The 18,671-nt window shown below is 53.0% G+C and carries 21 protein-coding genes and 1 other annotated feature; of the genes, 1 reads left to right on the top strand and 20 read right to left on the bottom strand.

The features are described 5' to 3' along the window. Nucleotides 1–12: 12 nt before the first annotated feature. The 17 genes from ABE504_RS10275 to ABE504_RS10195 form a co-directional block, all read right to left on the bottom strand. Nucleotides 13–768, bottom strand: a complete 756-nt coding sequence (locus ABE504_RS10275; protein ID WP_430087817.1) for a Spo0B domain-containing protein — start codon at nucleotides 766–768, stop codon at nucleotides 13–15. Nucleotides 769–956: 188 nt separating this feature from the next. After that, a complete protein-coding gene (rpmA, locus tag ABE504_RS10270; protein WP_430087815.1) occupies nucleotides 957–1,268 on the bottom strand; it encodes a 50S ribosomal protein L27 in 312 nt (103 codons plus the stop codon). Between the two features lie 4 nt (nucleotides 1,269–1,272). Further along, a complete protein-coding gene (locus tag ABE504_RS10265) occupies nucleotides 1,273–1,626 on the bottom strand; it encodes a ribosomal-processing cysteine protease Prp (protein ID WP_430087813.1) in 354 nt (117 codons plus the stop codon). Nucleotides 1,627–1,639: 13 nt separating this feature from the next. Beyond that, the gene (gene rplU, locus ABE504_RS10260) at nucleotides 1,640–1,951 is read right to left on the bottom strand and encodes a 50S ribosomal protein L21 (protein ID WP_430087811.1); all 312 of its coding nucleotides are present in this window, start codon (nucleotides 1,949–1,951) and stop codon (nucleotides 1,640–1,642) included. A gap of 12 nt (nucleotides 1,952–1,963) precedes the next feature. Beyond that, nucleotides 1,964–2,052: a sequence feature (ribosomal protein L21 leader region), on the bottom strand. A gap of 53 nt (nucleotides 2,053–2,105) precedes the next feature. Next, on the bottom strand, nucleotides 2,106–3,269 hold the full coding sequence (locus ABE504_RS10255; protein WP_430087809.1) for an Rne/Rng family ribonuclease: 1,164 nt from the start codon (nucleotides 3,267–3,269) through the stop codon (nucleotides 2,106–2,108). Nucleotides 3,270–3,294: 25 nt separating this feature from the next. Continuing rightward, a complete protein-coding gene (locus ABE504_RS10250; protein ID WP_430087807.1) occupies nucleotides 3,295–4,131 on the bottom strand; it encodes a M50 family metallopeptidase in 837 nt (278 codons plus the stop codon). Between the two features lie 31 nt (nucleotides 4,132–4,162). Beyond that, nucleotides 4,163–5,050, bottom strand: a complete 888-nt coding sequence (locus ABE504_RS10245) for a peptidoglycan DD-metalloendopeptidase family protein (RefSeq protein WP_430087805.1) — start codon at nucleotides 5,048–5,050, stop codon at nucleotides 4,163–4,165. Nucleotides 5,051–5,191: 141 nt separating this feature from the next. Then, nucleotides 5,192–6,337: an FtsW/RodA/SpoVE family cell cycle protein gene (locus ABE504_RS10240; protein ID WP_430087803.1), complete on the bottom strand. Its 1,146-nt coding sequence runs from the start codon at nucleotides 6,335–6,337 to the stop codon at nucleotides 5,192–5,194. Nucleotides 6,338–6,344: 7 nt separating this feature from the next. Continuing rightward, entirely contained in the window at nucleotides 6,345–7,139 is a 795-nt protein-coding gene (gene minD, locus ABE504_RS10235; protein WP_126142921.1) for a septum site-determining protein MinD, read from the bottom strand. A 110-nt stretch (nucleotides 7,140–7,249) separates the two neighbouring features. Further along, entirely contained in the window at nucleotides 7,250–7,930 is a 681-nt protein-coding gene (gene minC, locus ABE504_RS10230) for a septum site-determining protein MinC (RefSeq protein WP_430087801.1), read from the bottom strand. Nucleotides 7,931–8,002: 72 nt separating this feature from the next. Continuing rightward, the gene (mreD, locus tag ABE504_RS10225; RefSeq protein WP_430087800.1) at nucleotides 8,003–8,530 is read right to left on the bottom strand and encodes a rod shape-determining protein MreD; all 528 of its coding nucleotides are present in this window, start codon (nucleotides 8,528–8,530) and stop codon (nucleotides 8,003–8,005) included. A 15-nt stretch (nucleotides 8,531–8,545) separates the two neighbouring features. Then, complete coding sequence (gene mreC, locus ABE504_RS10220; RefSeq protein WP_430087798.1) at nucleotides 8,546–9,409, bottom strand: rod shape-determining protein MreC; 864 nt, start codon at nucleotides 9,407–9,409, stop codon at nucleotides 8,546–8,548. A 23-nt stretch (nucleotides 9,410–9,432) separates the two neighbouring features. Next, a complete protein-coding gene (locus tag ABE504_RS10215) occupies nucleotides 9,433–10,467 on the bottom strand; it encodes a rod shape-determining protein (RefSeq protein ID WP_126142918.1) in 1,035 nt (344 codons plus the stop codon). Between the two features lie 39 nt (nucleotides 10,468–10,506). Next, entirely contained in the window at nucleotides 10,507–11,196 is a 690-nt protein-coding gene (gene radC / locus ABE504_RS10210) for a RadC family protein (RefSeq protein WP_126142917.1), read from the bottom strand. A 108-nt stretch (nucleotides 11,197–11,304) separates the two neighbouring features. Beyond that, on the bottom strand, nucleotides 11,305–11,766 hold the full coding sequence (locus tag ABE504_RS10205) for an RrF2 family transcriptional regulator (protein ID WP_430087795.1): 462 nt from the start codon (nucleotides 11,764–11,766) through the stop codon (nucleotides 11,305–11,307). A 111-nt stretch (nucleotides 11,767–11,877) separates the two neighbouring features. Beyond that, nucleotides 11,878–12,468, bottom strand: a complete 591-nt coding sequence (locus ABE504_RS10200; protein WP_430087793.1) for a Maf family protein — start codon at nucleotides 12,466–12,468, stop codon at nucleotides 11,878–11,880. A gap of 64 nt (nucleotides 12,469–12,532) precedes the next feature. Further along, entirely contained in the window at nucleotides 12,533–12,775 is a 243-nt protein-coding gene (locus tag ABE504_RS10195) for a DUF4321 domain-containing protein (RefSeq protein ID WP_430087791.1), read from the bottom strand. A gap of 143 nt (nucleotides 12,776–12,918) precedes the next feature. On the opposite strand from ABE504_RS10195, the gene ABE504_RS10190 reads away from it, so the two are divergent. Continuing rightward, nucleotides 12,919–14,172 (top strand): N-acetylmuramoyl-L-alanine amidase, encoded by a 1,254-nt coding sequence (locus ABE504_RS10190; RefSeq protein WP_430087789.1) that lies wholly within the window; start codon nucleotides 12,919–12,921, stop codon nucleotides 14,170–14,172. A gap of 117 nt (nucleotides 14,173–14,289) precedes the next feature. On the opposite strand, the gene ABE504_RS10185 is transcribed toward ABE504_RS10190, so the two are convergent. The 3 genes from ABE504_RS10185 to ABE504_RS10175 all read right to left on the bottom strand — a co-directional run bounded on the left by ABE504_RS10185 (nucleotide 14,290) and on the right by ABE504_RS10175 (nucleotide 18,624). Beyond that, nucleotides 14,290–15,687 (bottom strand): SPOR domain-containing protein, encoded by a 1,398-nt coding sequence (locus tag ABE504_RS10185; RefSeq protein ID WP_430087787.1) that lies wholly within the window; start codon nucleotides 15,685–15,687, stop codon nucleotides 14,290–14,292. A gap of 164 nt (nucleotides 15,688–15,851) precedes the next feature. Further along, the gene (murC, locus tag ABE504_RS10180) at nucleotides 15,852–17,240 is read right to left on the bottom strand and encodes a UDP-N-acetylmuramate--L-alanine ligase (protein WP_430087786.1); all 1,389 of its coding nucleotides are present in this window, start codon (nucleotides 17,238–17,240) and stop codon (nucleotides 15,852–15,854) included. Nucleotides 17,241–17,247: 7 nt separating this feature from the next. Continuing rightward, nucleotides 17,248–18,624, bottom strand: a complete 1,377-nt coding sequence (locus ABE504_RS10175) for a bifunctional folylpolyglutamate synthase/dihydrofolate synthase (protein WP_430087784.1) — start codon at nucleotides 18,622–18,624, stop codon at nucleotides 17,248–17,250. Between the last annotated feature and the right edge of the window lie 47 nt (nucleotides 18,625–18,671).

Below are 18,671 nucleotides of genomic sequence, written 5' to 3'. Positions count from 1 at the left end.
TTACACCTCAGCTTATATGCGATAAGGGATGCGAAGAATAATCTCCGCTTCCTCTTCTTCTGTTTTCAATTGTTCCAGCTGCACCTGGCCTGTCCCTGACGCAAACAACTGCCTGATTGTACGTGCCAACTGCTCCTGATCATAAGAACCTTCATATACACAATCAAGCAGCAAAGCCTCGTCCTGCCGATCAAATTCCAAGCTCAGCCGCCCGGCTTCGCCTTCCTCCGCCTGCGCGCACGCCTCCACGCAGCCGAACACGTCTCGGATCGCATTCTCAATCGCACCCCCCGCTAACGGCAGCTGTCCGAGATTGATTTCCTGCTCCAACTCGACATGAACCTCAATGCGCTTGGACTCCACGCGCAGCTGCAGGAAGTAAGCGACCAACGATGGAATGCCCAGCTTGGACAAATTGCTTTCCTGCGCCATCGTCGTTTTTATTTTTTCCATAAGCGGTTTCAAATTATCAAATTTCTTGAGCTGAATATAGCCAAATAAGATTTGCGCATCGTTCATCCAATCGTGCCGGAGCCGGTTCACAACCCCAATCAGCTTCACATGCGATTGCTGCTCCTGCGTCTTCAAGCGGGAGCGCCATACTTCTTCAGTCCTGCTTGCCTGCATACTGATGAATGCATATCCGCTTAGCAGCGTAAACAGCAGCGCGCCTGCCCGGATCACCCAATGCGGCGCCGCCATCATGCCGATAAGTCCAATTGCCACAAGCGCGCAAAAAAATACTTGTGTCTTGCTCATTTGTTTCATTGTTCGCCGCTCCGTCCTCCCTATTGGTAACCGTTCCTCCAGTATACCACGGCGACTGGAAAAGTTCACCAAACAAACGCGAAAACCTCCGCCCTTGACCAACCAACAGGGGTGTGATCGCAGTTAGAGGCTTATGCAATCTTTATAAAAAAAATCCCCGGTGAACGGCCGCTCACCAGGGATTTCCATTACGCTTCTACAGCTGCAGCTACCGGAGCAACGTCAACTGGATATACGCTCACTTTTTTGCGGTCGCGGCCAAGACGCTCGAATTTCACAACGCCTGGTACCAAAGCGAACAGGGTGTCGTCGGAACCGATACCCACGTTAGTTCCTGGGTGAATTTTCGTACCGCGTTGACGGTACAGAATGCTTCCCGCAGTAACGGTTTGACCGTCAGCACGTTTAGCGCCAAGGCGCTTGGAGTGGGAGTCACGTCCGTTCTTTGTGGAACCTACCCCTTTTTTGGAAGCGAAAAACTGGAGATCCAATTTCAACATGGTGTTATCCTCCTTTGTGATAGATTGTTGTAATCGTTATATAGTCACCGTAAGTTTCTGTAATGGTTTGCAGCATAACGACCATCGATTCCAGAATCACTTGGACTTTGTCCCAAATCTCTGGCGCAGATCGTGCGTTCTCTGGAATGGTAATATCCATAAAACCGCGGATCATCTCATGAATAGGGATTACGCCTGTCAGCGATTCTATCGAATTATAAGTACCAAACGTCACCGCAGATACAGCGGCACAGACGAGGTCTTTGCCTGGTACGTCATACTCGGCATGGCCTTCCACAACAAAAGACGTAATTTCCGGTAAATCCGGTGATTGGCGCTTTATGGTCACGTAGATCATAAGCTTCGCCTAATTACGCTTGGATTTTCTCGATAACGACTCTTGTGTACGGTTGACGATGACCTTGCTTTTTGTGGTAGTTCTTTTTAGGCTTGTATTTGTATACGATCACTTTCGCGCCTTTTCCATGTTTTTCCACTTTCGCGGAAACGGAAGCACCTGCTACCAATGGAGCACCTACAACCAGACCACTCTCTTGGGATACCAGGAATACACGATCGAAGGATACAACCTCACCTTCAGCAGCGTTCAATTTCTCGATGTAAAGAACATCGCCTTCTTGAACTTTGTACTGTTTACCACCTGTTTCAATAATTGCGTACATTTTCACGACCTCCTCATGTCTCAGACTCGCCTTGTCCAGGTGATGAGCAGGATAAGTCATCCTGTCATACTTAAACCCGTTTCGCGCGGTTACAGCATGCCCTTACAACACACTCCGAGTATTATAACACAGTTATAATTTCATATGCAATGCCTTATTTGCGCTTGCGCGTCATTTCCAGCAGACCAAGCTTCGTCCACCCGACGATCGTCGTTTTCGAACGGTCCTTGCGTACGGCCTGCGTCAAGGCAGCCATGACGGCGGCGCGGTTCTCTTCCGAGCTCATATCGATAAAATCCACAATGATAATGCCGCGCAGATTACGTAGCCGCAGCAGCCGCGGAATTTCCATTGCCGCTTCGCGGTTGATGTCCGTCACCGTCTGCTCCAAATCGATAGAGCCGGTGTATCTGCCGGTGTTCACGTCGATCACGGTGAGTGCTTCGGTCTGATCGACGATCAGATAGCCGCCGCTCGGCAGCCAGATTTTGCGCCGAAAGCTCTGATTGAGCTCCTCGGTAATGCCAAACTGATCGAACATCGGCGTCTTGCGGTCAAAATACGCGACCCGCCCGCGCCAGCCCGGCAACTGCTTGCGCAGCAGTCCCTTCATTTCCTCGTAGATGGCCTGCGAGCTGAGCCACACTTCCTGCACATCGTCGGTGATCACATCCCGCGCCAGCTTCGGAAGCAAGTCCAAATCCTGGTAGAGCTGTGCCGGCGCCGACGCTTCCTCGGCTTTGGTGAGAATCGCGCTCCACAGCTCGCGCAAATTGTTCAAATCGTCGCGAATCGCCTCTTCGCTCTGCCCGAGCGCGCCCGTTCGAAGGATGACACCTTCGCCCGGCACCAAATTGCTTTCCGCGAGCAGCTTGAGCCGCTGGCGTTCGGCCTCGAGATCGATTTTGCGTGAGACGGCGATATAATCGGCATCCGGCATATACACCACCCAACGCCCCGGAATCGAGACGTGCGTGGATACCCGCGCGCCTTTCGTACCTTGCGGATCTTTCGTTACCTGCACCATAATGTGCTGGCCGACCTGCGCAAGTTCTGTGATGGACGGCTTGATTTTCGGCTGCTTGTCCATATGTACGGGCAAGAGGTCGTCTATATAAAGAAAAGCGTTCTTGGTGAGCCCAATATCCACAAAAGCGGCCTGCATGCCGGGAAGCACGTTGACCACGCGCCCCATATAGATGCTGCCAGCGCGCTGCGTATCCAGTGGATACTGCACGTCGTACTCGACCAGCCTGCCGTCCTCCAGCAAAGCGGCTTGCGTCAGATCAGGTGCACAGTGAATGATCAATTGCTTCATACTCGCGTTCACCTCATCAGCTATTTTACATGAAAAGATCCGAAACTGCACTCCCCGGTTTCTTTCCATCTAAATATCCGCTGACGATTTGCTGTTCCGGCACGACCGCTTGTATGCGTCCCGCCTCGTTAATGATGTAAATGAGATGATATTTTTCCCGCATAAAAAGCTTCAGCGTCTCCGCCATCGTCCGCTGCTTCGTAATGACAATCGGCTGTGCCAAAGCGCCGCGGCTGAGAATGAGGCTGACTCTGGGTCCGCGGGCCATCAGGAAGCGCAAGAAGTGATACGGTACCTGACGGTAGGCGTACCAATTGGATATCAACAGGAAGCCCCCCACCACCAGGATGTTGATGGGCAGCCCGCCTTGAAGCAGTTGAACGCCGGCAAAGCCGATCATCAGAACGCTCAGCACCATCGAGATCACAGCCGAATACACAATCGTGTTATGATACGACAGCAGGTAACCGAGCAGACATTGCATCACTTTACCGCCGTCGAGCGGCATCACCGGCAGCAGATTGAACAGCGCGATCATCACGTTCGCCTCGATAAAAAAATCCCACCAGCTCCCGCTCCCCAGCTCCAACGACTTCATCAGCAGCGCCGCCCCGATCATCCAGACGTGCTGAAGCGGCCCGGAGATCGCCACAATCAGCTCCTCTCGCGTCGAAGCGGTCCCCAGTTCATCCACGACCAAAACGCCGCCAAAAGGAAGCAGCTGCACCTCCTGCACGCGCCAGCCAAACCCGTTCGCCGCGGTCAAATGCCCCAGCTCATGCACAAGCACAATGCCAAACAAGGTGATCGCTTCCATGAAATATCCGGTAAGAGCGGAACCAAGCATAATTAACGTAAACAAAGGATGAAATCGGTACCTAGTTCCAGCCCATTTAATCAAAGGAAATCACATCCGTCGGATTGATCGGCAAACCTTCTTTCGTCAGAGCAAAATACATCGTCCCCTTGGCCGCATTACGTTCCGACGCTTTGCCGATCGGCTCGCCGACTTTCATCCAGTCGCCTGCGGCAACGGACACCTCACTCAGCCCCCCATACGTCGATTGGAGCCCCCCGGGATGCCGAATGACGACCGTCATGCCGGTATCCGGCGTTTTTCCGGCGAATATGACTTGTCCCGTATCCAGCGCGTAGACCGGCGCAAATTCCTGTGTGCTCACATTGACGCCTTTATGCGAATTCCCATCATACGGAACGATAATTGTTCCCTTCGCCGGGACATATAACGTGCGCTTGGACGTTGATACTTTGATCGCTTCACTGCCTGTCCGGTTCCAGCTCGGAATAAACGACGGAGAACCTCCAAACGTATCTGCATACCAAGCGGAAATCGCCGTAAAATCATACGACTCCGTGAGCGCTGCGCTCACATACCGCTTCCCTTTCTCAGCCCACGGCTGCTGCAGTTGAAACATGCCGTATACGGTCCCGAACAGCGCCGCGCTGATTAGGAGCTTGATCGCGATTTTGCGGGGGGAAGGCGGCCGCAGCAAGCCCGTGTCGTCTTCATCTCCGCCGTTCCGGTATATCTGTCTGTCCATAAGCTGCTTCTGCTTCCAGGCAAACTCGGGATCCTCCATCTTACGGCGCCACTCCGCATCTGCATACAACGGCACATCAGGTTCCCGCGGCGGAGCCAAATATTCCGGCAACCGTACTGGGCCAAGGCCATAGCTTTGGCGATGGGCGGCCTCAGACGATTCCCGAATACTGCGAAGCCGCTCATTCCGCCGTTGTTTCACTTTATCGTTACTCCCCATGGAATCCCCTCCTCACAAACCTTCTCTACAGCGTATGAGCGCGTGGACAAGATTATGTGACGAATCCTCCGGCAACGCGAAAAGAAGGCGCCCCGACAGCACATGGCTGAGAGAGCACCTTCTACGGGATGTCATATTAAGTTAAAACAGTTCAGGCTCTTTCTCCTGATGAAGTTTCACGCTCATGACGAGTCCCAGCGACAGCATGTTGATCATCAACGACGTTCCGCCATAGCTGACAAAAGGCAGCGTAATCCCCGTGAGCGGCATGACGCCGATCATCATACCGACGTTCTCGAAGATTTGGAACACGAACATCGACACGACACCCACCACGATATAGGCACCGCCGACTTGCGCGCTTTGGATCGAAATGAGAATCATGCGGTAGATGAGCAAGAAGTAGATTAGCAGCAGGACAGCGGAGCCACGGAAGCCAAATTCTTCCCCGATGACGACAAAAATCGAATCGGAGTAGGCTAATGGAATAAAGTTGCTGTGCACCGATGTGCCCTGCAAGTACCCCTCACCCTTCAATCCGCCGGAACCGATAGCCCGTATGGCGTTCCTCACCTGATAGTTATCGTCGGATGAGACATCTTGCGGATATAAATACGTATCGATCCGATCCATCCAATGGCTAAAGCCAAAACCCCTCAGGAAATCGTACAGACTTTGATGAAACGTTTTGTATAACGTGAGCGCTAGAAAACCGACGCCCGCAATGACTACAAGGGAGATGAACACCTGCGAATATTTAATGTTGCCGATCCAAAGCATCCCGACGAGAATGACGATGAAAATAATGGCATTCCCCAAATCAGGCTGAATCAACACTAAAATAAATGGCAGTAAGACGGTGCCCACGACGGGAATAATATCGTTCTTCAGGAGAAGCAAATCACCGCCCCGCCGCACGAGCAAGGCCGCGATGCATATAATCAGAATCAATTTAACCAGCTCGGCCGGCTGGAAGGTCAGCCCTCCGGGCAGCTCGAACCAGCCGCGGGCACCATTGATTTTTTTGCCAAAGAAATATACCGCAATTAGCGAGACGATCCCAATGCCGTATAAATACGGCGCAATCCGAATCAACAAACGGTAGTCGAACAGACTGCAACCCACAAAGGCAACAAGACTGACACCGTACAGCAAAAGAATTTTGGTAATGGAAATACTGATTTTCGCATCGACGGAGGAACTGTACACCATCATCGTCGAGATAACCATGAAAGCCAGCAAAATGGCGATGATCGGGAGATCCATGTTTTTCAGCTTGGCTAACACCGGACGATCATCCTATTCCCATAAACTTTTTCATACGTTTGACCCAGCCGGTCTTGTCCTCAAGCTGCATCAGCGGCACCGTATCGCCGATCATCCGTCTCGCAATGTTCCGATAAGCGATCGCCGCACGCGCAGACGGATTCATCACCGTAGGCTCCCCCATGTTCGCCGCCTTGATGACATGCTCATCATCCGGCACGATGCCCAGCAGGTCAATCGCCAGGACGGTGCAGATTTCATCGATGTCCAGCATCTCGCCTTTCTTCACCATCATCGGGCGAATCCGGTTGATGACCAGTTTTGGCGCCGAAATACGCTCATTCTCGAGCAGGCCGATAATGCGATCCGCATCGCGTACGGCCGCGTTCTCAGGCGTTGTGACGACGATCGCTTTGTCCGCACCCGCAACCGCGTTTTTGAACCCTTGCTCGATGCCCGCAGGGCAGTCGATGATGACGAATTCGAAATCATTTTTAAGTTCCAGAATGATCGCCTTCACCTGCTCCGGCGACACGGCATGTTTGTCCTTCGTCTGCGCAGCAGGAAGCAAGTAAAGCTCGTCAAACCGCTTATCCTTGATCAGCGCCTGAGGCAAGCGGCAGCGCCCTTCCGCCACGTCAACAAGATCGTAAATAATCCGATTCTCGAGTCCCATCACGACGTCCAGGTTTCTAAGTCCAATATCCGTATCTACCATGCATACTTTTTTGCCCAGAAGTGCCAGTGCAGTACCCAGGTTCGCGGACGTCGTCGTTTTGCCAACGCCGCCTTTCCCTGAGGTGACAACGATTGCCTCTCCCATTTTTCTCACCCCATCCAAAATGTCTTGCTATGATCTATGAATGCCACAATAAGGAGACTTTGCCTGAAAATAGGACGTTAATTTCGGAAAGCTCCCTAAGTCCCGGCGAATTATCCTTGTATCGGTACCGCTGTTTTAATCGGGGAATCAGGCCGAATGCGGTGCAGTTGATGCAATTTATCGATTTCCATCTTGCCTTCCTTGATGTAGGCAAATTCCATAAAAGCTTCGTCAATCCCCCACTCGTCGGGGGGCCTGGAAATAATACCGGCGATCCGCAATTGCGTAGGCCGCATATGGGAAGCTGCAACGATCGCACCTTCGTCGCCTTCTGTTCCCGCGTGGGCCATGCCGCGCAGCGAGCCCATGATATAGATATTTCCCGTCGCCGTGATAATGCCTCCGGGGTTCACATCGCCCAAAAAAAGCAAATCACCTTCGTTATGAAGCGTCTGACCTGAACGAATCATCCCTCTGAGTGTCGTCATGGGAGCTGCGGAAAGTTCTGCGGCCGCCTCTTTCGCAGGTTCGCTTTCAATCGATTGAATGAGCAAATTCCCCTTTTGCTTAATGACAGCGCGGATTTCCTCTTTCTGCTCCTCGGTCGCCTCCCGGCTGCCCAACTTGATACTCACGTGAATGATCGGTCCAGTTAATATTTGTTGATGCGTTTTCTCCAGTTTGTGCTTTAATTCCTGCAGCACTTCCTGCCATTCGCACGTATCGTTCAGCAAAAAAACAAGGCCATCCTTGACCCCTTTAATCATTACATGGTGCTTGCTAGCAGACATAGTTTCATGACGACCTCCCAACCCATACATTTCGGCTCTAGTCGTGAATTCTCCTGCTTGCGGGATGGAAAATTATTCTTCGCCGGCGGCAGAGATCTTCCGCCTGCCTTCCAGCAGCTTGCGAATCGGCACATAGCAAATGAGCGCAATCAGCAAGTTGAAGAGCACAGTCGGCAGCATGTAATGGGTCAGCGCAAATTGGAAGTCGACCGTAATGAGCTTGAACAGCCGATTAATACCATAATTAATGCATTCGAACAGAAACAAACCGACGGCCGTAATGACCAGATTGTAAAAAATCAGATTCGGCTGCCTGCGCTGAACAAGCCCCGCCAAATACCCGGTTAATCCCATGCCGAAGGAATACACACCAAGCATAGCGCCGTAATACGTAAAATCGTGAAGCAGTCCAAAAACGAGTCCATAGATTAAAGCGGCATGACGATGATGAAAAAGACCGATAAAAAGAATAAAGACGAGCATCAGATGCGGCGTCACATACACGTTAGACTGCCAGGAAGACGGCAGAATCCAGACGAGGAGCGAGCCTTGAACGATCAAGAGACCAAGTAGAATGAGCCAGATTACGTGTCGATTCATTTCCGCTGACTCACCTCATTCCACCTTAGGAACTTCAACGACAAATACTTCGCGTATGTGGCTGAACGAAGCTTTCGGCTTCACCATTACTTTGTACGTAATGCCAAATTCACCAGGACCAATCGAGGTGATGGTGCCGACTTCAATCCCTTTCGGGAATACTTGGCCGAGCCCCGATGTGATGATCGTATCGCCGACCTTCATGTCGTCCGCATGCTCCACTTTGTTCATCACCAGCTCACCAGTTTTGGGATCGTACGATTCAATCATGCCGAACGGCTGATTATCATTCCCTTTGACCGTAACCGCAATGGCTTTGGAGCTGTTGTCCGTATCCGTCGTTTCGGTTAGCAACTGCACGTTAGAGTGGAAACCGAACACTTTGCTGACCCGGCCAACCAAACCGTCAACGGTCATGACCGCCATATTTTCCTCGATGCCGTCCTTATCCCCTAAGTTGATCGTCACGGTGCTGTTGTAAGGATCGGGATCGATGGTGACGACCTCGGCAATCCGATAGGTATAGTTGTTCTGCTGCCGCTGGCGCTCTGTGAAGCCCAACTCTTCCATTAGCCTTTTATTCTGAGATTCGAGCTCATTAAGCCGCTGCGTATCGCGCGCATATTGCGTCAATGTCAGCTTCAGTGTCTTGTTCTCCTCGTAGATGACGCGAAGATGACGGATGTCTTCAAAGAAACCCGCGATGGCGGCTGCGGGCTTGTAAAGCAGGCCTTGCGTCCATGAAATGGAGTCTTTGACGAATTTCTCCGGCCATGTCATCGGCCCCCGATTGCCGAGCGTCAGTCCCATTAGAATGAAGAAGCAGACGAGCCCGGACATCAGAAAAAACAGCCTTTTATTTCCCATGAATTTAAACAACGTTGGCACCTTCTAACGATCTTTTAGCCCTTATAGCGGGAGCCGGACCCTGATTTGCTTTTGAAAAGATGAATATTTTCCAGCGCGCGGCCCGTACCGATCGCGACGCAATCGAGCGGATTCTCCGCCACCATCACCGGCATGCCCGTCTCCCGCGCGAGCAGGCGATCCAGATTGCGCAGCAAGCCGCCGCCTCCGGTGAGCACGATGCCGCGATCCATAATATCCGCCGACAGCTCCGGCGGGCACTTCTCCAGCGTCACCTTGACCGCTTCGACAATCGCATTCACCGTATCTGCAAGCGACTCCGTGATTTCGTGGGAAGTGACGCTGAGCGTCTTCGGCAGCCCTGTCAGTAGGTCGCGGCCGCGAATTTCGAGCGATTCCTTCGCTTCCGATGGAAGCGCGGAGCCGATCTCGATTTTCAGCGTTTCCGCTGTGCGCTCGCCGATCATCAAGTTATACGTACGCTTGATATATTGAATAATCGCTTCATCCATCTCGTCGCCGGCAATTCGAATCGAGCGGGACGTCACGATCCCTCCGAGCGAGATCACAGCCACTTCCGTGGTGCCGCCGCCAATGTCGACGACCATGCTGCCTGTCGGCTCCCACACCGGCAAATCCGCGCCGATTGCCGCCGCGAACGGCTCTTCAATCGTATACGCTTCCCGAGCGCCCGCTTGCTTCGTCGCATCCTCAACCGCGCGTTTCTCGACCGCCGTGATCCCGGAAGGCACGCAGACCATCACGTTCGGATGGCGTTTGAACAACCAACGCTGCTTCTGAGCTTGTCTCAGGAAATAGCGGATCATCGTCGACGTGGTCTCAAAGTCAGCGATCACCCCGTCCTTCATCGGACGAATCGCCCGAATATTCCCCGGCGTGCGCCCAATCATCCGCTTGGCGGAGTCGCCAACCGCTTCAATCGTTTTTGTATCGGTACGCAGGGCAACCACCGACGGTTCCCTCACGATAATTCCTTTGCCTTTTACATAAACCAGCGTGTTCGCCGTTCCCAAATCAATGCCTAGATCTTTCGTTAATCCTCCGAACATAATAAAAGCTGCTCCTTTCCTATAGCGAGTACTATTATATTACATTAGTCCCTGTTCCTTCAAACTAATGTATCGCTGATCTCCAATGATAACATGATCCAACACGTCAATACCAATAATGCTGCCCGCCTCCACTAACCGCGCAGTCAGGTTAACGTCTTCCGGACTCGGTGTCGGATCTCCGCTCGGGTGATTATGTACGCATACAATCGACGCGGAGCTGCACTTGATAGCCGCCCTAAACACCTCCCGCGGATGCACGATAGAAGCGTTCAAGCTTCCCATGGACAGCGTCTCCTTCGCCAAAATCTGGTTTTTGGTATTCAAAAACAGACAAACAAAATGCTCCTTTTGCAGATACCGCATGTCCTCCCTCATGAACTCGGCTATGTCTTTCGGCGACCGGATCGTCGGCCGCACGTCAAACGTGCTCCTCGCCAAACGGCGACCAAGCTCGATGCCGGCTTGAATTTGCAGTGCCTTGGCATCCCCGATGCCGCGGATCTGCGTCAGCTGATCGCGGCTCATATCAACGAGCCCACGCAGGCCGCCGCATTCGCTCAGCACGCGATTCGCCAAATGAATCGCAGACTCCGATACCGTCCCCGTCCGCAGCAGAATCGCCAACAGTTCGGCGTGGCTGAGCGCCCCGGCGCCATAATTAAGCATTCGTTCCCTCGGCCGATCTTCAGCCGGTACCTCCCGAAGCATAGGTTGCAAAGCTTCCATGTTTCCCCTTCTTCCCTACGTAGATTGTGTTACTTTGCGGCATCCCATTCATATGTAAAAGTCCCTATAATTGCGCAAAAACCCCCGGACAATAAGATCCGAGGGCTTCTAGGACGACGTTTCCGTATGCAGTTGTTGCGATTCTTTCGAGCAATCCAAATGTTTTAGCTGATCCAGCATGCCGCCGATCGTCAAGCGATCGAAATACTGCTCCATCTGCTTCTCGGCATCGCAGAAAACTTTTCCCATCAATTTATCCATTTTGGACGAAACCACGCAAGGCTTGGAAGCGTCGCCGGAACACCAATTAGGCTTGAGTGTGCCTTGACAAGTGAGCCGGTAAATCTCGCCTAACGTTACGTCCTCCGGCTTGCAACTGAGAATAAAACCGCCGCCGATGCCTTCTTTCGTGGACACATAGCCGGCTTTCCTCAGAAATCCCATCACTTTGCGGATTCTCGCCGAGTGCGTGGAAACGTTCGCCGCAATTTCCTCGCTTGTTGCCATATGGTCAGGTAAATGGGCCAATAAAACAAGACTGTGAACCGCTATTGTAAATTCACTATTCAAGGGAATGCACCTCCCTGAGATGTGTTGTCATGTCGCTTACTGTCATTGTACCCGTTACAGATAGGACAGTCAATGCACCCTCAAAGGATTGGTGTCAAATCCGCACAATCGTCACAGAACGGCAATCTCGAACTCTAGCAGCATGTCGCTAAGAAGTGCTAACGGCAAGCCTACAACGGTAAAATAATCCCCTTCGATGCCGCTGACGATCGTCGCTCCGATCCCTTGAATCGCGTACGACCCCGCCTTGTCCCGCGGCTCGCCAGTCGCAATGTAACGATAGATCTGCTCGTCTGCCATCGGCTTCATCCGCACATGCGTCATAGAATGGGAAACGACGTGTCTCCCCGTTGCCGCGTCGACGCAAGCAACGCCGCTGTACACCTGATGCGTGTTCCCCTGCAGCGCCTTCAGCATACGGTGTGCATCTTGCTCATCAACCGGCTTCCCCAAAATTTCATCGTTAAGCACAACGATCGTGTCGGAGCCGATGATGACGCCGTTTTTTTCCTCAAGCGTCAGCATCTCTCGAACTGTGGCGGCTTTGCGCAGCGAAAGCGTCTCAACGAACTGCCCAGGCGACATTTTTTGCGCGACGGTCTCATCCGCGTCGCTGACACGAATGATATAAGGAAGGCCGAAAGATTGGATAAGCTCCTGTCTCCGCGGGGAAGAGGAGGCTAAGATAAGTTTGTTAGTCACCGTAAAACAACTCCTGATTTGCAAATTTTGTCTAAAAAATCCCGAGATAAATGTCGAAATATCATTATAGTTTTCGATAGAGGAAGAACCCGCCGACGAGCCCCAGGATGCTGCAAAGATTCAGTCGGATCATCAGATCAATATCATACTTGATGACTTGCAGATCGGCTTTGGGCTGCCAAGTAATTGGAACCGACTTCGTGAGAAACGACAGCGCAGGCACCGAGGCCAGCAATTGCCCGACAATGATGCCGGTAATTAATCCAACGATAAGAAAAATGATTAACGTAATCGTGCCTTTTTTCATTGCTGCCATCCTCTCTATTATGTACAAGCCTATTATACGGGCAGCCACCTCTTTTTTCCATGCCCAAAAACGCGCGCTGCCGTTTCTTACCTGCTTACAGCGCCGCCCGTTCCTAGTAAGATAAATACCGGAGGTATCTCATCATGAATTTTCGATCTACGATCCTGCTTTCTATGGTTCTGCTGACCGTCCTTTTTCCCCAATCTGCATTCGCTTACAAAGTCGTGCTGGATGCCGGCCACGGCGGCTACGATTCCGGAGCGGTCGGCGTCAATGGTCTGAAGGAGAAAGACGTCAACCTGGACATTACACTAAAATTAAAACAAGCTTTGCTCGACCGCGGCTATGAAGTTGATCTAACGCGAACCGACGATACCTTCTGGTCCCTCGCTGAGCGTGTGCAATACACTACCGAGCAAAAAGCGGATTTCTTCGTTTCCATTCATGCCAACGCCAATCCGGGCTCGAGCGCTAAGGGTTCGATGGTGCTTTACTATGATAATGCCTATCCACAAGAGGATTACCCCGCGAGCGCTGCGATGGAGAAGCTCACGCCTTACAGCAAAGATTTGGCGCAAAAAGTATTGGACAGCCTGGTGAACGCCGCAGGCACCAAGGATCTCGGGCTTGTGCCGAGCGCCGTTTACGTCGCGCGCATGGGTGAAATCCCGAGCATCCTCGTCGAAACGGCGTTTCTCTCAAATAAAAGCGACGCCGCGCTGCTCGCCGACGACGCTGTTCGCCAGCGGATGGCCTCGGGCATCGCGGACGGCATCAGCGCCTACGCGCCGCCGGTGTTCACCGACCTGCTCGACCACTGGTCCCGTGACGCCGTACTGCGCATGAAAGGCAAGGGCGTCATCGACGGCATCGGCGGCAACCGATACGAACCGGACCGCGCGCTGACGCGCGCCGAATTCCTCACGCTGATGGACCGCGTGTTCAAGCTCGACTCCCTTCCGGCCTCCTGTGCGAACAGCGGCAGCGTGACCGGAAGCGTCTACGGCGGCGCTTGCCAGCCCGCGCCCGCGCTAAGCTTTAAAGATTTGCCCGCGACGCACTGGGCGAGCGCGGTGTTCACCAAAGCCAGCAAGCTGAACTTGCTGCAAGGGTACCCGGACGGCACGATCCGTCCGAATCAGGCGATTACGCGCGGCGAGGTCGCGTATTTGTTCGAACGCCTGCTGACGGCATCGGCAGGCAAGAAGCCGGCGGTGGCGGCGCCGAAGAGCGCCGACTTTACGGACGTGCCCGCGACATTATGGAGCGCACCGGCGATCTATGTGTTGAAAAGCAAAGGCATTATCAACGGCTACTCCGATACGGAGTTTTATCCGGAGCAGACGATGACCCGTGCGGAGATCGCCGCTATGATTGATCGGTATATGACGAAGTAAGTGCGGTGGCGGTATTACGCTCTTGCAGGTGGATCGATAGCCCCAGAAAGCAAAAGCCTGCAATAACAAAAAGCAGCAAGCCCGGCACTATACGCGTGCCCCAGCTTGCTGCTTTTATTATGATCCGATCAAGCTCAGCAGTGCTTTTTCCGCGAGAATGTACTGCATAAGCGAGGACTGCGCTTGCCAGAGCATCGCTTGCGAAGGAGCTTTCTTGTACTCCTCCAGGGATTGTACGGCACTGTTCATGGCGGTCGTCATCTTTTGAATGGACGACTTGGCGTCCGGTTCATCCCCATCGCCGAGCGCAGCGGACATCGTGATGAGATTCTGATGCGACGTGCGGATCGTCTTCATTGAATCATCGCCGATGGCCGTCGGCGTCGTTTCGGCGAGGTGCACGACTGTCAGCCCCGAAATCGTATTCACCAGCTTATCGCCTTCCGCGATAAAGCTCGGCACGGATTCCGGCTTCGCGCCGGACCAACGAATGCTCGTCATCGCCGGAAAATCGACATTTTTCAAATAGACTTCAATCGACTTATCGGCAGCCTGAACTTGCTGCTTCAGAACGTTCGCGTCATCACGCGACTTGCCGAAGCCGACGAACACTGTCATTTTGTCCGAAGTATCAAGCGCCGTGGCCAGCCCTTTCTTGCTCATCGTGTCCTGCAGCGCCTTCGCGCCTTGAAGCGAACTGAATACGCCGTTTTGCAGGAAGGTATACGATTTAGCCGGTATTTGCACGGCCGTAGACGGCAGGGCCGATGTAGCGGTAGCCGCCGCTGCATCTCCCGTCGGCTTCGCACCTGCTTGTACGCTCGGCGCCGGCGAAGTGACGGTGTTCGTGATGGTAACGCCGCCCGGAACTTCCCGATCGGAGGAGAACATGGAAAGTACGAAAAAGCCAAAAGCAATGCCGGTTACAACTGCCCCCGCAACAGAAGTCGCAATTCGGAACCACGGTGTTCCGGACGATTTGGTATAACGAATGCCGGGACCAGGCTCGGAATACGGCTCACGCGCGCGCCAATCGTGCTCCATCGGCTCATAAGGGCTTGTTCGTTCCGGGTGATCCATTCTGGTCGGATGCGGCTGCCTTGGATAATCATGCGGCGGCGAGGACGGCGGCTGAGGATGATCGTACTGCGATACAGGTGACAGAGGCGAACGCGGCGCTTCCTTATATCCGCTTTCCCGCGCTTGCTGCGAATCGCGAATGATGCGCTCGACACGCTCGCCCTCCGTCTCGAACGGGCTGTTCCAGCTGCCGAAGTCGGTCGTAAACGTATTCAGCGCATGCGATTCAAACAAGCTTTCCACCTGCTCCCGCTCCGCCTGCTGGTAAGGCGTGACGCGCTGCTGCTCCTCTTCTCGCTGCGTTTCTATCACTTGAAACTCTTCTTGATAGAGAGGAATGACCGTTTCCTCCGCTTGCTGCACTCTGGTCGCTCTCCGCTCGGATTCCGCTCTTTCTTTCGGATCGAATCGATACGTAATTCTCGCTTTGCTCATGCTATCCACACACTCCTCACAGCCTGTATTGGGATCAGGGACGCGCTGCCCTTCATCTTGTCCAAATCTTCTGTTACTAGAGTATGAGAGTTGAGGCATGAATATGTTTCCTTCCATGAAAAAAAGACCGCCTCCAGCCTAATGGCTTTCCAGCAGTCTTCGTTTTATTGCTCCGCTTCGTATTTCTTGCGCAGTTCTTTGGCCAGGCCGTCGGCCGCCTTCCAAATATCGCCCGCACCCATTGTGAGCACGAGGTCGCCAGGCTGTACATGTGTGAACAAGTAGCTTTGAACCTCTTCCCGCGAAGGGATATGCTGCACGCGGCTGTTGCTGTTGCTGCGAATCAGCTCGACCAGCTTGGCGGAATCCACGCCTTCAATGCGCTTCTCGCCCGCCGGCGAGTAAATATCGGTTATGATCACTTCATCCGCTTCCGCAAAGGAACGGCTGAATTGATCGAACAAATAATAGGTCCGCGTATAGCGCTGCGGCTGGAATACCGCGATAATTCGCTTGCCTGTCGCTTTGGCCGCGGAAATCGTCGCTTGAATTTCCGTCGGGTGGTGGGCATAGTCATCGATCACCAGAATATCCTGCACTTCACCCAACACTTGAAATCTGCGCTTTGCGCCGCGGAATTCTTGAATCGCCTTCGCTACCGCCTCAAACGAAAGACCGGCTTGCAGACACGTGATCAGTGTCGCGAGCGCATTGTATACATTATGCTTACCGGGAACCGATAAGCTGATTTTTCCGAGATGCTCACCTTGATGCTGCACATCGAACGTCACTTTGCGATCACCCAGCGTAATGCCGGTGGCTACATAATCCGCGTCAGCTTCAATGCCGTACGTGATGACTTCGCTTTGAATCTGCGGAATCATTTCACGCAAGAACGCATCGTCGCCGCAGACAATCGCCTTGCCATCTGGCCGGACTTGGCTGAGAAACTGCCGGTAGGCTTTTTTCAAATTTTCAAAGTCGCCGTTATAGTTTTCCAGATGATCCGCTTCAATGTTGTTCACAAGCGCGAGCGTCGGGTGGTATTGCAGGAACGTACCGTCACTCTCGTCCGCCTCCGCGACAACGTAGTCCCCTTTGCCGGCTTTGGCATTGCTGCCGACGTTCATAATCTCGCCGCCGATAATATAAGTCGGGTCGAGTCCGCTCAGCTCCATCACCAGAGCAATCATGGAAGAGGTCGTCGTTTTGCCGTGCGCACCCGCAACCGCAATGCCTTTACGCTCGTTCATCAGCCTTGCAAGCATCTGCGAGCGGTGAATGATCGGGATATTAAGCTGCTCGGCTTGCTGAATCTCCACATTATCTTTGGCCAGCGCCGTCGAGTAAACGACCAGATCGGCACCTGAAACATTGTTTGCCTCATGACCGATAAATACTTGCGCGCCTTTGGCTTTCAGCTTTTCCGTCAGCTCCTGCTGAGCAAGATCCGAACCGGAAATGCGATAGCCCATTTCCAGCATGACTTTGGCAATGGCACTCATGCCGTATCCGCCGATTCCAATAAAATGTACGTGTTGTGCTTGATTCACGCCGTTCTCACCATCCTTTGTCAGAATCGGTTTGATAGGTTATCCAAGAACGAACATCAGAGATTAAATACAGCGTGCCGGATACGACCGCCAGATCATCCTGCTCAGTTCTGCTTGTCAATACGTGCAATGCTTGCTTCCAATCCCGCTCGATCACAATGTCCACATCACGGTCTATCTCTCGGAGAAGCTCCCGTGCGAGGTCTGCGAGCATGGCGGCATCGCCTTTTTTATGAAAATTCGCTTCTGTAAAAATAAGGGTATCCACCAATGGTAGTATATGCCTTAAGTAGCCTGTATGATTCTTGGTCGCCAGCATTCCGATCATCATGTGCAGCTTGCGATAGCTGTATACATTCTGCAAAGCTGCGGCCAGCGTCGCTGCGCCTTCGGGATTATGCGCCCCGTCGATGAGAATACGCGGCTCCTGCGATACCATTTCCAGACGGCCCGGCCAACGTGTGGCTTCGAATCCGCGGTACAAATCTTCATCATCCACGATGCAAGCGTAGTATTGACGCAGCACTTCCAGCGTCATTAACGCAACAGCAGCGTTCTTGAGCTGATGTTCGCCGTTCAACCCAATGGTCACATTCGGAATGTGGCGGAACGGGCCGCTAAACTGGAACGACTGCCGGTCCAACTGGCTTTCCACGCGTGATAAAGAAAATTGATCGCCAAGCGTGTACAGTGTCGCTTTCTTTTCCTTCGCTTTCGCTTCAATCACTTGCCAAATCTCTCGTGGTTCGACCGCCGTAATGACGGGAACGCCCGCTTTGATAATACCGGCTTTCTCCGCGGCTACCTGCTCAAGCGTATCTCCGAGAATATCCATGTGATCGTGGCCGACGTTCGTAATGATCGTGGCGATCGGATTCACAATGTTGGTGCTGTCGAGTCTTCCGCCGAGTCCCGTTTCCCACACGACATAATCAGGATAAGCCACTTTGCCGAAATACAAAATCGCCAGCGCCGTGGAGATTTCAAACATGGTCGGAGCGCCGAGTTCCGTCTCCGCCACTTCGTCTACGACCGGCTTAAGATCGTTCACTAACCGCAGCAGCACATCGTCTGGAATGTCCTCGCCGTTGACTTGCATCCGGTTCGTATAGCGCACCAAGTAAGGCGATGTGAACGTGCCGACATCGTAGCCGCACGCCTGCAGCACCGAAGCCAGATACGCGCACGTCGAGCCCTTGCCGTTGGTTCCCGCTACATGAATGAATTTGAGTCTGCGCTCAGGGTTGCCGAGCTTCTCCATAAGCAGTTCCATGCGCTGGAGGCCCGGCTTCATGCCGAGCTTCTCCATGCGTCCGACGATCCAATCGATCGCTTCCTGCGCCGTCTGGAACTCTCCTATAGGCTTGTTAGTCGTTGCTTCCATAGTCTCATCCTCATTTACTATATGAATTGTCTCGTAAGCGTACCTAG

The sequence above is a fragment of the Paenibacillus oryzisoli genome, from assembly GCF_050467285.1.
Classification (GTDB): domain Bacteria; phylum Bacillota; class Bacilli; order Paenibacillales; family NBRC-103111; genus Paenibacillus_E; species Paenibacillus_E oryzisoli_A.
Note: the sequence above shows the minus strand (reverse complement) of the source record. Positions and strands in the feature narration are given on the sequence as shown.

Coding starts and splice junctions, on each gene's coding strand:
- ABE504_RS10275 (WP_430087817.1), bottom strand. CDS start 768: ATGAAACAAATGAGCAAGACACAAGTATTTTTTTGCGCGCTTGTGGCA.
- rpmA (WP_430087815.1), bottom strand. CDS start 1,268: ATGTTGAAATTGGATCTCCAGTTTTTCGCTTCCAAAAAAGGGGTAGGT.
- ABE504_RS10265 (WP_430087813.1), bottom strand. CDS start 1,626: ATGATCTACGTGACCATAAAGCGCCAATCACCGGATTTACCGGAAATT.
- rplU (WP_430087811.1), bottom strand. CDS start 1,951: ATGTACGCAATTATTGAAACAGGTGGTAAACAGTACAAAGTTCAAGAA.
- ABE504_RS10255 (WP_430087809.1), bottom strand. CDS start 3,269: ATGAAGCAATTGATCATTCACTGTGCACCTGATCTGACGCAAGCCGCT.
- ABE504_RS10245 (WP_430087805.1), bottom strand. CDS start 5,050: ATGGGGAGTAACGATAAAGTGAAACAACGGCGGAATGAGCGGCTTCGC.
- minD (WP_126142921.1), bottom strand. CDS start 7,139: ATGGGAGAGGCAATCGTTGTCACCTCAGGGAAAGGCGGCGTTGGCAAA.
- minC (WP_430087801.1), bottom strand. CDS start 7,930: ATGTCTGCTAGCAAGCACCATGTAATGATTAAAGGGGTCAAGGATGGC.
- mreD (WP_430087800.1), bottom strand. CDS start 8,530: ATGAATCGACACGTAATCTGGCTCATTCTACTTGGTCTCTTGATCGTT.
- ABE504_RS10215 (WP_126142918.1), bottom strand. CDS start 10,467: ATGTTCGGAGGATTAACGAAAGATCTAGGCATTGATTTGGGAACGGCG.
- radC (WP_126142917.1), bottom strand. CDS start 11,196: ATGGAAGCTTTGCAACCTATGCTTCGGGAGGTACCGGCTGAAGATCGG.
- ABE504_RS10195 (WP_430087791.1), bottom strand. CDS start 12,775: ATGAAAAAAGGCACGATTACGTTAATCATTTTTCTTATCGTTGGATTA.
- ABE504_RS10190 (WP_430087789.1), top strand. CDS start 12,919: ATGAATTTTCGATCTACGATCCTGCTTTCTATGGTTCTGCTGACCGTC.
- ABE504_RS10185 (WP_430087787.1), bottom strand. CDS start 15,687: ATGAGCAAAGCGAGAATTACGTATCGATTCGATCCGAAAGAAAGAGCG.
- ABE504_RS10175 (WP_430087784.1), bottom strand. CDS start 18,624: ATGGAAGCAACGACTAACAAGCCTATAGGAGAGTTCCAGACGGCGCAG.